12 protein-coding genes are annotated in these 15731 nt (G+C 71.6%); 10 read left to right on the forward strand and 2 right to left on the reverse strand.

The features are described from left to right. The first annotated feature begins 109 nt into the window (after positions 1-109). Together M8H82_RS30420 and M8H82_RS30425 are read left to right on the forward strand one after the other, a co-directional pair. On the forward strand, positions 110-1342 hold the full coding sequence (locus M8H82_RS30420) for a S8 family serine peptidase (RefSeq protein ID WP_250078298.1): 1233 nt from the start codon (positions 110-112) through the stop codon (positions 1340-1342). A 155-nt stretch (positions 1343-1497) separates the two neighbouring features. Then, positions 1498-2022 (forward strand): RICIN domain-containing protein, encoded by a 525-nt coding sequence (locus tag M8H82_RS30425; RefSeq protein ID WP_250078299.1) that lies wholly within the window; start codon positions 1498-1500, stop codon positions 2020-2022. A 133-nt stretch (positions 2023-2155) separates the two neighbouring features. Here the strand turns inward: M8H82_RS30425 and eccCa are convergent, their stop codons facing one another. Beyond that, the gene (gene eccCa, locus M8H82_RS30430; RefSeq protein ID WP_250078312.1) at positions 2156-6151 is read right to left on the reverse strand and encodes a type VII secretion protein EccCa; all 3996 of its coding nucleotides are present in this window, start codon (positions 6149-6151) and stop codon (positions 2156-2158) included. Positions 6152-6429: 278 nt separating this feature from the next. Here eccCa and eccD point away from each other — a divergent pair, with 278 nt between their 5' ends. From eccD to M8H82_RS30480, 8 genes are all read left to right on the forward strand, one after another. Continuing rightward, complete coding sequence (gene eccD, locus M8H82_RS30435; protein WP_250078300.1) at positions 6430-7830, forward strand: type VII secretion integral membrane protein EccD; 1401 nt, start codon at positions 6430-6432, stop codon at positions 7828-7830. Positions 7831-7845: 15 nt separating this feature from the next. Beyond that, complete coding sequence (gene eccB, locus M8H82_RS30440; protein WP_250078301.1) at positions 7846-9357, forward strand: type VII secretion protein EccB; 1512 nt, start codon at positions 7846-7848, stop codon at positions 9355-9357. After that, on the forward strand, positions 9354-9707 hold the full coding sequence (locus M8H82_RS30445) for a hypothetical protein (protein ID WP_250078302.1): 354 nt from the start codon (positions 9354-9356) through the stop codon (positions 9705-9707). The genes eccB and M8H82_RS30445 overlap by 4 nt, the downstream gene beginning before the upstream one ends. Before the next feature lie 34 nt (positions 9708-9741). After that, complete coding sequence (locus M8H82_RS30450) at positions 9742-10047, forward strand: WXG100 family type VII secretion target (RefSeq protein WP_250078303.1); 306 nt, start codon at positions 9742-9744, stop codon at positions 10045-10047. Positions 10048-10142: 95 nt separating this feature from the next. Further along, positions 10143-10607, forward strand: a complete 465-nt coding sequence (locus M8H82_RS30455; RefSeq protein WP_250078304.1) for a type VII secretion system-associated protein — start codon at positions 10143-10145, stop codon at positions 10605-10607. A 70-nt stretch (positions 10608-10677) separates the two neighbouring features. Then, positions 10678-13773 carry an AAWKG family protein gene (locus tag M8H82_RS36540; RefSeq protein WP_308293293.1) on the forward strand — a complete coding sequence of 1032 codons (3096 nt, stop codon included), beginning with the start codon at positions 10678-10680 and terminating at the stop codon, positions 13771-13773. A 93-nt stretch (positions 13774-13866) separates the two neighbouring features. After that, positions 13867-14295: a YbaB/EbfC family nucleoid-associated protein gene (locus M8H82_RS30475; RefSeq protein WP_250078306.1), complete on the forward strand. Its 429-nt coding sequence runs from the start codon at positions 13867-13869 to the stop codon at positions 14293-14295. Between the two features lie 48 nt (positions 14296-14343). Then, a complete protein-coding gene (locus tag M8H82_RS30480) occupies positions 14344-14700 on the forward strand; it encodes a hypothetical protein (protein WP_250078307.1) in 357 nt (118 codons plus the stop codon). An 84-nt stretch (positions 14701-14784) separates the two neighbouring features. On the opposite strand, the gene M8H82_RS30485 is transcribed toward M8H82_RS30480, so the two are convergent. Then, complete coding sequence (locus M8H82_RS30485; protein WP_250078308.1) at positions 14785-15663, reverse strand: type VII secretion system-associated protein; 879 nt, start codon at positions 15661-15663, stop codon at positions 14785-14787. Positions 15664-15731: the final 68 nt, after the last annotated feature.

The raw sequence follows: 15731 nt of genomic DNA on the forward strand, positions 1-15731 counted from the left end.
ACGGCGAGCGGCACGGTTCAGTTCGAGACGTGGGGAACGAGTTCGTGAAATTCCACCCGGAGCGCGCCACCGGTGAACCCGGGCCCCGTCTGGGGACGTTGTTGCGGGCATGCCCGCACTGCATCGGATACACCGTCTCGCCGTACGGACGTCCCTCCTCGCGGTGGTGACCGCCCTGTCGCTGGGCGCGGCCCCGGCCGCACCCGCAGGCGCCGCCTCCGGCGCCGGGAGCGAGGAGAAGGCGGTGAACCTGCCCGCCATCCCCGGCTCGCTCGCGGCGGGCCGGCCGTGCACCGGACCCTCCCCGGTGACGTCCGGCCAGGTGCCGTGGCCGCGCCGGTCGCTGGGACTGGACGGGCTGTGGGAGCTGGCCAATGGCGAGGGCGTCACCGTGGCCGTGGTGGACACCGGCGTCGAGGCGTCGGTCCCCGCCCTCGCCGGACGGGTGGACGCCGCCGGACAGGGCGCCGGGGACTGTGTCGGACACGGCACCTTCGCCGCCTCGCTCATCGCCGCGGCCCGCGCCGAGGGCGTCGGCACGGCGGGCGTCGCGCCGTCGGTGCGCATCCTCGCGCTGCGCGGCACCGGTGAGCGCGGTGAGCCGTCGGTGGACCGCACGGCGTCGGCCATCCGGCAGGCGGCCGACCGCGGGGCCGGTGTGGTCTACGTCGCCAGCGCCCTGGCCGGAGGCCGGGAGGAACTGACCGAGGCGGTCGCCTACGCCGCCGACCGCGATGCGCTGGTCGTCGCGCCGGCCGCGCCCGACACCGTCGCCGACGACCCGGCGACCGGCAAACCCGACCCCGGCACGCGCCCCTACTGGCCCGCGTTCGCACCCCGGGTCCTGTCCGTCGTGGACCACGGCCCAGGCGGCGTCAGGTCCGAGAAGTCGGTGCCCTATTTCTCCGCCGATCTCGCCGCACCGGGCGACGCCGTGGTGGGCACCGGCCCGCGCGGCGGCCACTTCATCGGCTCGGGCTCCTCGCTGGCCGCCGCGCACGTCGCCGGGACCGCGGCCCTCGTACGCGCCCGGCACCCCGGACTGAAGGCGGACGAGGTGTCCCGTCGCCTCGTGGAGTTCGGCTACCCCGCGCGGGTCCCGCTGCTGGACCCCTACGCCGCGCTGACCGCCGTCCCCGCGGTCGGCCCCGGCACCCGGCCCGTCAACCCGTCCGCCCGCCTCCCCCAACCGCCGTCACCGGCCCCACGCCACCGCGCGCTGACCGTGGCGGCCGGGGGCGGCGCCCTGGTCCTCCTGGTCGCCGCGGCGGCGGTGGTGATCCCCCGGGGCAGGGCCCGGGGGTGGCGGCCGGGCGGGGAGCCGTCCGGCGGTCTCCGTTAGAGGTGGCCGCGTGAACCCGCGCGCCCGGTCGGTCGTAGTGAGGAATGCGCTGTGTCGCCGGGGCTCCGACCAGGACGGTGACGCGCTCAGGCGGCGCGTCGAACGAAGTCGACGCGCCGGTACTGACCAGTGACGCACAGAGCACAGGAGAGAGAATGAGTCAGGGCACAGAGACGGTGGAGAAGACCGCACGACCGGGAAGGCGGAGTGGGCCGTTCAAGAAGGGTCTGATGGGGGCCGCGGGTGCCCTCTTCTTGGCTGCTTCGGCCGTCGCCGTCGCCCCCAGCGCACATGCGGACGGATTTGTCGCCAAGTTCCAGAACCAGAACAACAAGAAGTGCGTCGCGGTAGACGCTGCGGACCGGCGGAAGGTCGGCCAGGCGGACTGTTCCGACGCGCGGGCCCTCTGGTTCTATGACCAGGACACGGCGCAGATGATCAACTTTGTCACCGGCGATTGCCTCGACCACGTGAGGTGGACGAGTGGGGCGCCTTACATGTCGCCTTGCGGCTCGGCTGACGAGGGCCAGTGGTGGATGGTCGGCGACAGGGGCGGCTACTGGCAGATCAGTCCCATGAACTCCGTGAAGGTGCTGACCAGCTGGGCCGACGGCTCCATCACGATCGCCCGCACTGAGAACGTCGACGACCAGCGCAAGTGGCGGTACAACCGCCTCTGAGTCCTCGGCCTCGCTGGTGGTACGGCAACAGTAGTCCGTGAAGCAACCGTGCTGCTGGTTGAAACGGCGGGGAAGGGCGGAGACGCCCTTGCCCGCCGTTCCTGTTGCCGGTCCATGGCGAAGCCCGGTCGGCTCACCCTGCCTGACCGTCGGCTTCCTCCTCCGTGTCCCCCTCCACCATCGCCGTCTGCACCTGCACCACCTTGCGCCGGGCGATGTGGAAGGCGCGGCCGGGTGGCAGGATGCGGCTCTTGAGGCCGCTGAAGAGGACGCCCTCCGAGGGCGGGCAGGAGAGCTGGAGCGCGGGGGTGTTGGCCTCGTTGAGGCGGCGCATCAGCTGGTCGCCCATGCCCCGGGCGGCGCCGGACGCGGCGCGGGCGACGATCACGTGGACGCCGACCTCCCAGCCCATCGCCAGGTGCTCGATGAGCGGCGCGAGCGGCTGGTTGGCGGGGCCGTTCGCGACCATGTCGTAGTCGTCGACGAGGATGAACAGCCGCGGCCCCTGCCACCAGTCGGCCCGCTTCATCCGGGCGGGGCTGATGTCCGGACCGGGCGTCCGCGCCTGCGCCGCCCGGACCGTGCCGGCGATCAGGTCCTTCAGGCCCTCCGCGGCCACCGCGTGGCCCAGCCGGTACTCCTCGGGCACGGCCTCCACCAGGGTCCTGCGGTAGTCGACGACCATGATGCGGGCCTCGGCGGGCGTGTACCGCTCGGTGATGGCGCGGGCTACCAGCCGCAGCAGGTTGGTCTTGCCGCTCTCGGTGTCGCCGATGGCGATCAGGTGCGGGTTCTCGGAGAAGTCGTGCCACACGGGCGACAGCCGCTCCTCCTCCAGCCCCAGCGCCACCTTGAAGTCGCCGGCGGGGGAGGGCAGGTCCGCGGCGGGCAGCACGGTCGGCAGCATCCGCAGCGGCGGCGCGGACGGCCCCGTCCAGTTCTCGGCCACGGCGTCCACCAGTGCGGCGACGGCCTCGGAGAGGTCCTCCACACCGTCACCGCCGTCGATGCGGGGCAGCGCGCCCAGGTAGTGGCTGTGGTCGCCGGTCAGACCCCGGCCCGGGACGCGGGGGACCGTCGCGGCCTGCCGCGACGGGTGCTCGGAGTCCATCGGGTCGCCCATGCGCAGTTCCAGGCGGGTGCCAGCCTGGTCGCGCACCGCCGAGGACAGCTCCGACCACCGCGAGACGGTCACCACGAGGTGAATGCCGTAGTTCAGGCCGCGCGCGGCGAGCGCGTTGAACGCCGGCAGGGACCGGTCGAAGTCCTGACGGACCGTCGACCAGCCGTCGACGACCAGGAACACGTCCCCGTGCGGCTCGTCGGCGAACTCCCCGGCCGCGCGCCGCCGCCGGTAGGTGGGCATGGAATCGATGCCGTGCCGCAGGAACATCTGCTCGCGGCTCTCCAGCAGCGCGTTGACCTCGGAGATCGTACGGCCCACCCGTTCGGTGTCGAGCCGGGGCGCGACCCCGGCCACGTGGGGCAGCCCCGCGAGGCTGGACAGCGTGCCGCCGCCGAAGTCCAGGCAGTAGAACTGCACCTCGCGCGGCGTGTGGGTGAGGGCGAGCGCGGCCATCAGGCTGCGCACCAGCGTGCTCTTGCCGCTCTGCGGACCGCCGGCGACGATCACATGGCCACCGGCCCCGGAGAGGTCGACGGTCAGCAGGTCGCGGACCTGCTCGAAGGGCTTGTCGACGATGCCGACGGGCACGGTCAGCCGTCCCCGCAGCGACCAGTCGGCGGTGGTCAGCCCGTACCGGGGGTCGGGTACGAGCGGCGGCAGCAACTGGTCCAGGGCCGGCGGTTCCTCGAGCGGCGGCAGCCACACCTGGTGGGCCGGCGGCCCCGCGTGGCGCAGCCGCTCGACGGCGACCGCCAGCAGGGTCTCAGTGTCGTTCTCGTCCGCCTCCGCCTCGGGGCCGGTACCGTCGGGCTCCTCGGACGGTTCGACGGGGCGGCGGGGCACCACCCAGTCGGTGGTCCAGGGCATCACCTGGCCCGCCACCCGGGCCCGTACGCTCTCGCCCGTCCTTCTGCGGTGCGCGCCGGAGACGTAGGCGGCGCGGAACCGCGTCAGCTCCTGCACGCCCGCCGTCTTCAGATAGCCGTTGCCGGGCTGCGCGGGCAGTTCGTAGGCGTCGGGCACACCGAGGACACCGCGGCTCTCCATGGCGGAGAAGGTGCGCAGGCCGATGCGGTAGGACAGGTGGCCCTCCAGCTGGTGGATGCGGCCCTCGTCCAGCCGCTGCGAGGCCAGCAGCAGGTGGACGCCGAGGGACCGGCCGAGCCGGCCGATCATCACGAACAGCTCCATGAAGTCCCGGTGCGCGGCGAGCAGTTCGCTGAACTCGTCGACCACCACGAACAGGCTGGGCAGCGGATCGAGTGGCGCGCCGGAAGCCCTGGCCTTCTCGTACTCGAGGGCGGAGGTGAAGTTGCCGGCCGCGCGCAGCAGCTCCTGCCGACGGATCATCTCGCCGTGCAGCGCGTCCTGCATGCGGGAGACCAGTGCCACCTCGTCGGCCAGGTTGGTGATCACCGCGGAGGTGTGCGGGAGTTCGTCCAGGCCGAGGAAGGTCGCGCCGCCCTTGAAGTCGACCAGGACGAAGTTCAGGGTCTCGGAGGAGTTGGTCAGGGCCAGGGCCAGGACGAGGGTGCGCAGCAGTTCGCTCTTGCCGGAGCCGGTGGCGCCGATCAGCATGCCGTGCGGTCCGGTGCCGCCCTGCGCCGACTCCTTGATGTCCAGTTCCACCGGCATGCCGTTGCCGTCCACGGCGACGGGCGCGCGCAGCCGGGCGCCGCCCGAGTACCGCTCCCACAGGGTGGCCGGGTCGTGCGCGTGCAGGTCGCCGATGCCCAGCAGCCGGGTCAGCCCCACGTTCCCGGTCGGCTGCTGCGAGGTCTCGGTGCCTAGACTCGGCCGGTAGGGCGCCAGGACCTTGCCGAGGGCCGTGGCACCGGTCACGCCGAGGGTGTCGGGGCGGCCGAGGCGGGTCTTCTGCTCCTTGCGGTCGCGGTCGGTGCGGACCAGTCCGACCTCGTCGCCGTCGATCTCCAGCCGCAGCGTGACGCGCCCCGGACGCCAGGTGAGCGCTCCGTCCAGATCCAGGACGACCGCGTTGCGGAAGCCGTGGCCGTCCAGCCGGTGCCCCTCGGGCATCTCGACGCCGTCCACGACGACGACCGTGTAGGGCTCCTCGGGACCCGGGACGCCCGCGGGGTCGAACGGGGGCCGCTCGGCGAACTCGGCGCCCAGCAGGTTCTCCAGCTCGGCGAAGGCGGACACCACCATCCGGGTCGGCCCGGCCCCGTCCTCCTGCTCCCGGTGCAGGGCGTGCGGCAGCCACTTGGTCCACTCCCACTCCCGGCGCCGCTCGTCCGACACGCATACGACGATCCACACGTCGTCGGCCGAGTGGAACACCGCGAGCTGCGCCAGCATGGCCCGCACCAGTCCGCGTACGCGCTCCTGGTCCCCCCGGAAGAGCACCCGCGCCCAGGACTTGAGGTAGATCCCGATCGGCTGGTCGGGCACGGTCGAGTAGGCGCGGATGAAACTGCGCAGCGCGTGCGCGCTCAGCGGCTCCAGGTCCTCCACCGGATTGGTCGACAGCGGCGCCAGCCGCAGTGCCAGCTTCTGCTCGCCGACGGCGACCCGGACCTCGCCGAAGTCCTCGTCAGCGACCCGGCGTTCCCACAGCCGTGAGGTGCGCGCCGTGCCGATCAGCGCGTCGGGCGCGGGATGCCGCCACGCCAGGGCGCGCTGCTGGTCGGCGACGGCGCCGCGCACCTTACGGCGGATCTGGCCCAGGTAGCGCAGGTAGTCCCGGCGCTCCCCCTTGAGGCGCTGCTTGCGCTCCCCGGCCCGGCGCATGACCTGGCCGACCATCATCGCGGCGGCCGACAGGACCATCATGCCGAGGGCCAGGTACATGAAGCCGCTGACCGCGCCCGGCCTGATGAACATCAGCATCATCGACACCGACATCAGCGCCATCGGCAGGTAGTTCCACAGTGCCGAGGAGTCGGGCACCAGCTCCGGCAGGACCGGCGGCTCCTGGAGGCTCAGCTCGCCCGACGGCATGTCCGGTCCGCGGCGGCGGGCCGGCCTGCGGAAGAGGGTCACGCTCAACGTAGGACTCCTTCACGGGCTGGGGGCGCCGAGGCCTTGGCGCAAGGTGTCCGGCGGTGGTGGTGACGCCCGGGCCGGGACCGGAGAGGTCCGGATCGCTGACCGAGAAAAGGCGTCCGCCTCTCGAACCGCACGGGCGAAGACCGCGTAGAGGCGAGTAGCACGAGCGTGGTCCTGATCGTCCGCTCCGCCCGTGCGCAGTCATACTATGCATAACTCACCTAAACCACATAGTGGTTGAGAAGAGACAAGAAGGGCGTGGGTCGGCTCCCATGACCGAGAGTCAGGCGGCGGCGTTGTGCCACCTCACCGTGCGCGCCCCCGATCAGAGCATCGATCTCGCGGTCCCCTCCGACATCCCCGTGGCCGACCTGCTGCCCGCCCTGCTCGACTTCTGCGGCCAGGAGGTGGAGGAGGCCGGCGCCGATCACGGCGGGTGGGTCCTCCAGCGCCTGGGCGAGGCACCGTTCGACGAGGAGGCGACGCTGGCGGGCCTGGAGGTGCGCGACGGCGCCACCCTGCACCTGCGCCCGCGCTCCGAGACGCTGCCCGAAGTACACCTGGACGACCTGGTCGACGGCATCGCCACCACGATGCGGGACCGCCCCCACGGCTGGTCACCGCTGGCCGGGCGCCGGCAGCTGCTGGGGATGGCGTCGGCCGCGGTCGCGGTGTGCGTCGTCGCCCTCGCGCTGCCCGGCGGGAGCGGGGTGCTGAGGGCGGTCGCCGCCACGGTGGCCGGCCTGCTGCTGATCGCCGGAGCGGCGTCGGCCAGCCGCGCGGTGGGCGACGCGGGCGCCGGCGCCGCCCTGGGCTTCGTGGCCGTGCCCTGCCTGGCCCTGGCCGGCTGGCTGCTGCCCGGCGGGGCGATCGAGGGCGACCAGGCCTGGGAGGTGTTCGGCGCCCGACTGCTGGCCGCGTCGGCCGCCGCCGCCGGCGCCTCCGTCCTCGCCCTGGCCGCCGTCGCCGCCTACCCGGCGCTCTTCATGGCGGTGTGCGTGGCCGCCGCCGCCGGCGCGCTCACCGGGACACTGATGCTGCTGGCCGACCTGCCGCCCGGCCACAGCGCGAGCCTCACGGCCCTGGTGGCGGTCGTCTTCGGCGCGTTCGTCCCCTCGCTGGCCTTCCGCCTGTCCGGGCTGCGGATGCCGCCGCTGCCCACCAACGCCGCACAGCTCCAGGAGGGCATCGAGCCGCACTCCACCACGGTGGTCGCCGCCCGCGCCGTCCTGGCCGACCAGTGGATGACCGGCCTGTACGGCGCCGCCGGAGCCGTCTGCGCGGCCTGCCTGGCCGCCCTCACCCACGACCCGAACCTGCCGGAGACACTGACCTCGCTCACCCTCTGCCTGCTCCTGCTGCTGCACGCACGGGGCCTCGGCAACGTCTGGCAGCGGCTGTCGCTGACCGTCCCCGGCGCCGCCGGCGGCGCCCTGCTCGCCCTGGGCGCGGCCACGGGCATGTCCCCCGGCGGCCGGCTGCTCCTGGCCGCCGGACTGCTCGCGCTCACCGCCGGCCTGGCCATCGCCTCCTGGACGGTCCCCGGCCGCCGCCTGGTGCCCTACTGGGGACGCGCCGCCGAACTCCTGCACTCCCTGACCGCCATCGCCCTGCTGCCGCTGGCCCTGTGGGTCCTCGGCGCCTACGCCGCGCTGCGCGCGATCAAAGGCTGAACGGGGGAGCCGGCCGTGCAAACCAAACGCGACCAGGTCCAGGCCCACATGTTCGTCATGGGCCGCCTGACCTCCAGCATGCTCCGGGCCGACCCGGACGCCCCGGAGAGCCCCCAGGGCCGCACCAACCGCGGCACCGCCATCGGCGCCCTGATCGCCGTCGTCATCTGCGCGGGAGCCTTCGTCTTCGGCCTCATCAAACCCGGCACCACCGACTCCTGGCGCACCTCCGGCGCCCTGGTCGTCAACCGGGACACCGGGTCGCGCTACCTGTACCTCGACGGGCGGCTGCGCCCGGTGTACAACTACGCCTCCGCCCGCCTGCTGGCGGGCCCAGACCTGAAGACCACCACCGTCGGCGGCCGTTCCCTGCGCGGCACCCCTCTCGGCCCCCCGGTGGGCGTGCCCGGCGCCCCGGACACCCTGCCTTCCCCAGGCGACCTGGTCTCCGACGCCTGGCTGGTCTGCTCCCGGCCCGCCGACACCCCGCCGGGCACGGACGACGGGACCGACGGCGCCCGCCCCCGCACGGCGACCGTCCTGGCAGTCGGCACCGGCCAGGACGGCCAGGCCCCGGACGACGGCCGCGGACTGCTGGTGCGCGGGCCGGACGGGACGGCCCACCTCGTGTGGCGGGGCAGCCGCCTGCGCCTGGACACCGCCTCACGCGCCGCCACCTCGCTGGGCTACGCCTCCACCGCGCCGTTGGACGTGTCGGCCGCCTTCCTCTCCGCCCTGCCCGCCGGCCCCGACCTCAAGGCCGCCCCGGTCCCCGGCCGAGGCGGCACCGGACCGAATCTGGGCGGCCGGCCCACCCGTATCGGCCAGCTCTTCAAGGTCGCCGTACCCGGCTCGACCCCCCGGCTGCACCTGCTGCGCCAGGACGGCCTCGTACCCCTCACCGACACCGCCGCCGCGCTGCTCCTCGGCGACCCCGCCACCCGGCGCGACGCGTACGACGGAGGAACCGCGCTGGTGCGCCGGCTCGGGCCGGACGCCCTCGACGGCAACCTGGCGACCGGCGCGCCCGCCGCCGGCCTGGGCGCCGGCCTGCCCCCCTCACCGCCGCGCGTGACCGGCGTGCCCGCCAACCGGATGCCCTGCGCCCAGGTGTCACCTGGCGCGGACGGCACCCGCGTCGCCGTGACCCTCGTGGCACGGGACGGACTCGGACCGGCCGCGCAGCCGCCCGCCGAGCACCGGGCGCCGGCCTGCCTGCCCGTGGACGAGATCGTCGTCCCCCCGGGACGCGGCGCACTGGTCCGCGTCCTGGGCGCGGCGGGCACCGAACTGGGCGCCACCACCTACCTGGTCACCGACACCGGCATGAAGTACGGCGTCCCGCGCCCCGAGGACCTGGCGGCGCTCGGCCACTCCGAGGCCGCGGCGACCGCGCTGCCGTCACTCCTGCTGTCGATGCTGCCCACCGGCCCGGACCTCGGCGTGGAGAGCGCCGCGACGGGCCAGCCCACCACGACCACACCGAAATGTTCCGGAACGCGTCGAGTCGAAGGGAAAGCACCATGAGCAACTTGCAGTCAGCGAATCTCCAGGACATCCAACGGATCCGCAACGCCACCGACATGGCGCACGAGGGCATCACGCGCATCATGTACGACGTCCACACCACGAAGACCGACCTGAGCCGAGGCTACGGGGGAGGCGACGGTGTGGAGTTCCAGAAACTGATCGACCTGTGGCTGGAGCAGGCCCGAGTGGTCCTGAACGAACTGGAGGGACTCGACACGTCACTCGCCACAGCCATCGGCCTGAAGTCGTCGATGCAGGACGAGAACCTCCAGGAGATCAAGGACCACAGCAGCCAGTCGGACTACGTCATCGAGCAACTCATCCTCGGCCCCAACCGAGGCGTGTAGGACCGGTCGGCAAGCGAAACGAGAGGAACGGGCCATGAGTGACCTGACAGACGGCATCATCCACGTCGAATACAACAGAGTGACCGACGCGTCGGACAACCTCATCGCGCAGACGGTCGCGCTGGAAACCACACTCGACAACCTCGAGGCGGAGATCGCCGCGCTGATCACCGAATGGAGTGGCACGGACCAGGCGGTGTACCTGGGAAGGCAGGCCAACTGGGACGCGGCCGTCAAGGCGATGGGGAAGATCCTCACGACGAACGCGGTCCTGCTCGAGAAGCTGGGCGAGAACTACAAGTACTACGAGCGTATGGCGGCTCAGGCGCTGGAGCGCTAGCGCCCGGTCCGGCCGGCCGGCGCGCACCCACCGGCCGGCCGGACCGCGAGCCCTCGACACGGCATCAGCGTGACGCGATCCCTTAGGAGTGCCCCGTGCCGGAAGAACACAAGACCGTCCACCTGGACCGCAAGTGGCTCGAGTCCTTCCTCACCCATGAACTCGTGCCCTTCAGGAAGAACCTCGAGAAGCTGCTGGAGGACGAACCCGGCACGAACACCCCCTCCATGTGGAAGCTGCTCGGCGGCGTGGTCGACACCGCCAACCTGGAGCAGGCGAAACCCCTGGCGCTCGGCCAGCTCGTGAAGAGCGAGCAACTCGGGGGGAAGCAGCTCAACGACCAGGTGCGCGCGTCGGCCGAATCCATCGACACCACCCTGAAGAAGCAGGTGGAACTCTTCCGGACGCTGGAGGAGGACATCCAGGAGGTCATCGACCTCCATATGAAGGCACAGTCGGATTCGCTGGAGGACATCGCCGGACGGGACTTCCTGGAACGTCTCGAGGACAGCACGATCATCATCGAAGGGCCGAGCGGGTCCGGCCTCCCCGAGGAATAACCGCGCCGCCGGGCCGTGCGTCCGCCACGTCCGTCCTCGCGCCCGCGCCCGGCGTCGGAAAGGAGTCCCCGTGAGCACCCCTACCGGAAACATGCCGGACCCGTGGAAGGATGCCGTCACCTTCCTGACCGGCTATCCCGTACCGGCCCGCGCCCAGTTGTTCGAGGAGCTGAAGGGCACGAGCGACGCTCCGATGCTGAAGGTGGAGATCACCCGCATCAGCGAGAACGACTTCTCCCACGCGAACAGCGGCCCGCAGGTGGACAAGACCGACTTCGTCATCCCCTTCGCCCGGGACGACGGAGGCGACATGAGCTTCCACGCCGCGCGCCTGACGTTCATCGGCATGGGGACGGAGAAGGACCCGGCGACGGGCCAGGAGAAGGGCGTCCTCCCCCTCGGCACCGTGCGCCACGGCGGTAAGTTCCAGAGCGATATCGAGAACCACGCCGGAATGTCCGGCCGGCCCACCTGGGACACCTCCCTGCTCTACCAGTACATCCACGGATCCGGACTCGCCCTGCGGGAACTGCTCTACATGCCGGGCGGCACCCACGGTTTCGAGTGGAGCGGAGCGAAGGTGCCGCCGCAGGACGTGGTCGACCTCGCCACGTTCGACCGGGCGGGCGACGCCTTCGACCGGGTCGCCCGTGTCTTCCGGCAGAGTGCGGAGCAGACCAGCCAGTGGCAGGAGTCCCTCGGCAAGGAGGACGCGGCCTGGCTCGGACAGGGAGCCAGTGTCTTCCACGACCTGGTCCGCTGGCTGAACCGCAACTACGAGAGGTTCACCGAGGACTTCCAGATCGTCTCGGGGCGCTCCGTCCAGGCGCAGAACCTCCAGCGGGCGAAGGAGGAACTGCGCGCCGTCGCCCAGGGCATGTACGACGCCTGGAGCACCTGGTACGGAGAGAAAGGCCATCCGCTGTGGTGGGTGCACGACCTGGTCGACAAGGTGTACGCGGAAACCCTCCACAACAACCGCGGCGCTCTCGGGTACGAGGTCAAGACGCGGACCTACGCCAACTCCATGGGCGTGGACATCAGGTACGAGGTCGACACGTACGGCATGGCCCACTTCCACCACCACGCCCGTATCCCGTTCGAGAACCTGGACTTCGGACCGCTGAGCGAGATCAGTACCTGGAAGACGCTCAGCGAAAAGGCCATCAGCCTGTGGGGCGAGCACGCGGACAGAACGATCGGTGAGGCGGCGCGCACGGCGATGGCGTCCGTCTTCAACGTGTGGAACAACATGGGCACGTTCCCCGTCGCCGAGCTGAAAGCCATGAGCCTTTACGGCGAGTACCAGAAGGACAAGGCGGAAAAGGCCGAGATCGATCAGGAGAAGGATCGCCAGAAGCTGGACGACGACAAGGCGAAGGCCGACAAAGAGCTCGATGACATGAAGGCGAAAGCCGACAAGGACGCGGAGGACCTGGCGGCCCAGAACAAGGCCAACCACGACGAGTACATGGACATGCTGGAGAAGCAGCGGGAGGAGGACCTGAAGGCCAAGGAAGAGGCCGAGGCGAAGGCCGACGCACGATACGCGGCAGAGCAGGCGAGGCTCGAGAAGGAGAGACAGAAGGCCGAGGAACTGGCCGCCCAGCAGAAGAAGGAAGCCGACGAGCGGTACCAGGAGGAGCTGCGGAGGCAGGAAGAGCTGCAGGCGAAGGCCGATGCGGAGGCCAAGCGCCGGGAGGAGGAGAACAGTCGCCTGGCGGCCAATCAGCTCGTCACCGACAACCAGCGCTACCAGGACAGCCTCAAGAGGGACCAACTGCGCGAGAAGCAGGCGCAGGAACTCGCCGACAAACAGGAGGCAGAGCGAAAGAAGAGGGAGGAGGAGCTCGCGGCCCGCCAGGACGAGGAGAGGAAGAGGCTGGAGGCGGAACGCAAGGCGGCGGGCGACGCCGCCAAGGAGGAGGCAACCCGCCGGGAGAAGCTCGAACAGACGCGTTACCAGGACCAGCTCAAGCGGCAGGAGAAGGAAGAGGAACGGCAGGAGCAGCGCTACCAGGACGAGCTGCGCCGCGCCGACGAACTGCGGGCCCAGCAGGAGAAGCGCCAGGCCGACGAGGACAAGCGCCGCCAGGAGCAGGAGCGGAAGGCCGAGGAGCAGCGCGAGCAGAGCGAGCGCCGGGCCGAAGAACAACAGGAGGAGCAGCAGCGTCGCCAGGAGAAGCTCCAGGAGGAGCAGCAACGCCGCCAGGAGGAACTGGAGAAGGACCAGCAACGCCGCCAGGACGAACTGCAGAACGAGCAGAAGCGGCGGCAGGAGGAGCTGGCGAAGGAGCAGAAGCGCAGCCAGGAAGAGCTGCGGGACCGCCTCGAATCCCCGTACACCCCGCTCCCACCTGTCCTTCCCGACCTGCCCGGCCTTCCCGGACGGTCCCCCGACAGCGCCGGAATCCCGAAACTGAACAACGACGGCACGGTCACCGTGACGTACCCGGACGGCACCCGTACGACCATCGACCCGGACTCCGGCACCGTCACCACCCGGGACCCCGACGGAACGCTCGACACCGATCCGCTGGACGTCGGCGACCTGATCCGCAACCCGGACGGCAGCACCTCCTCCCTCAACGGCGACGGCTCGATCGTCACCGACTACCCCGACGGCACCTCCACGGTCCTGGACCCCGACCGGGGAACCATGACCACCGTCCACCCCGACGGGACCACCACCACGGTCCCCCTCGACTCGCTGAGCAGCGGCACCGGCACCGGCACCGGCAGCAGCTGGGACGCGTACACCGGCCTGCCCTACGAGGAGGAGCTGTACGACTCCTCAGATCTGTTCAGCGGTACGGGTACATCGAACGGCTCGCCCACGAGCCCCGGCATGATGCCGCCCCGGATGGGTGCCGCCGGCGCCGGAGACGACGGGAGCGCCGAACGCCAGCGGTCCGTCCTGAGCAGCGACATCACGAACCGTGGGCCCCGGCCGCAGCCCGGCGTGCCGTACCAGGACGACATCGGCGTCCCGCAGCGGGCCGGCACCACCGGTTCACCGATGCCGCCCATGATGCCGCCCATGGCCGGCACGCCCCAGCAGAACGGCAACGAGAGCGGCGACCGGCAGCGCACGGCCTGGGTGCTGGAAGAAGAGGACGTCTGGGGAATCGACGAGGGCGGCGCCCCCACCGCGATCGGCCGGTGACGCGGTGATGCCGGTCTGCAACCACTCTGCGGACCGGATGACGAACCATGGGCGCCGGACGGCCGTAGAAGCGTCCGGAGGAGGTGGTTCGCAGTGAGCGAATCGTTGGAGAAGCGCATCGCCGAGGCCGAGGCCCGGCTGGAGGCGACCAGCAAGGCCGCGGCACGGATCCAGAGCGACCTCGCGGAGACGACGGAGACCGTCACCTCGCGGGACCGGTCGGTGAAGGTGACGGTCGGCTCCCAGGGCAACCTGACCGGGCTGGTCTTCCTGGACGGCAAGCACCGCACCATGAGCGCGACGGAACTGGCCGGCACCGTGCTGGAGACGGCCGCACAGGCCAGGGAGAACGTGATGCGACGCGTCCTGAAGACCCTCGCCCCCCTGTCCACGGGCGGGGACGAGACGTTCCGCCTGGGGGACTTCGAGCTGACGCTGGACAAGCTGCTCGGCCCGGACGCCCCGCACCGCCCCGCGGAGCGGAGAACCAAGCCCCTGCATGACGAGTTGCACGAGGACTGACACCGGCCACCGGTACGACCGCCGGAACGAAGCAGCGGAGGAGCAGTCATGGACAGTCCCGTTTACCACTACGACTCGATGCGGCAGCGCATGGCCGTGGAGCGCATCGAGATGACAGTCGAACGTGCCCAGTGGATCGTCACGGAGCTGCTGAGGCGCTACGAAGAGGGGGACATAGACGAGTGGGCTGGTGAAGACGACGAATTCGCCCTGCAGATCAAGAGCCGTCGTGACTTCGAGACGGTGCTGGAAGCTCTGGAGCAGACGGGGCACATCCTGGCCGGCACCGTCCGCAGGGCATGGGAGGCCGGCGGGATCGCGGAGTACCCGCAGGGCTTCAACATGGAGGAGATCAAGAGGATCGCGGACCGGCTCCCGGACTCCGACAGCCGCCGGGGTTTCTGAGACGCTGCTCGCCCCACGGTGACACCCGGACGCGGGAGGCGGCCGGGGTACCGGGGCGCGGGACACGGTGCCGGGGCTGGGCGTTCAGGCGTCTCCCGGTGCCGTGCCCGGCAGGCCGGGGTCGCCATCGGGGGACGCTTCGCCGACGAGCAGGGGCGCCTCCTCGGCGGAGGCCGGGACCGGCCCGGCGGAGCCGGTGCTCCCCGCGTGGCTCACCGTGCGTACCGGGCGGGCCGCCTCCGGGGCCGGTGCCGTGATGCCGGCCTGTTCCAGGGCTTCCGCCTCGATCACCATTGCGACGGGTGAGGACAGGCTGACGAGCAGCAGCCGGCCCGGCCCCTCGGCCAGCAGATCGGACAGCTCCGCCCGCGACACCGAGCGGTGGGCGGGCAGCGCCGCCGCCGCGGAGTGGTCCGGCGCCGGCAGGCCGACGACCGTCACCGCCGGCAGGCCGTCGGGCGCGTCGCCTACCCGGGGTTCACCCTCCTCGTCGAGCAGTACCGCCACGTCGTCCAGAGCGGCGATCGCCTCCGCCAGGTCCTGCGCCGGACCGTAGCCGGTGGCGGCCCACTGGAGCGCCCTGTCCAGCGCGTCCACGGGCTCCGCCCAGCCCAGGGCCTCGGGGGAGGGCCGGTAGGCGTCGTTGTCCTGCCACGCCACGACGGTCCCGGTCTCGTCCGCACGCCACCTCCCGAGCACGGCCCACGCCGGCGGCACGCCGTCCCCCTCCCAGTTCGGGTCCGGCAGGTAGAACCAGTGGTCCGGAGCCGACCGGGCGGCCTCGCGGATCTCCGGCGGAGGCTCCGGCATCAGTTCGGGATCGGTCACCAGCGACTCCGGACCGGGCACGGCCGGGTCCCAGATACCGCCCGGATCGCCCACGTCACCGGCCAGCACCTCCAGTTCGGCGGGTGGTGCCGCCTCGGTGCGGACACCCGGCCGGTCCATGTCGGGCTCACTCATCACTGACCTCGTCTCGGGGGGAGCGTCCTCACCTGTCAGCAACGCTGTGCCGCGCCGCCGGGTTCACC

The sequence above is a fragment of the Streptomyces sp. YS415 genome, assembly GCF_023544665.1.
GTDB lineage: Bacteria > Actinomycetota > Actinomycetes > Streptomycetales > Streptomycetaceae > Streptomyces.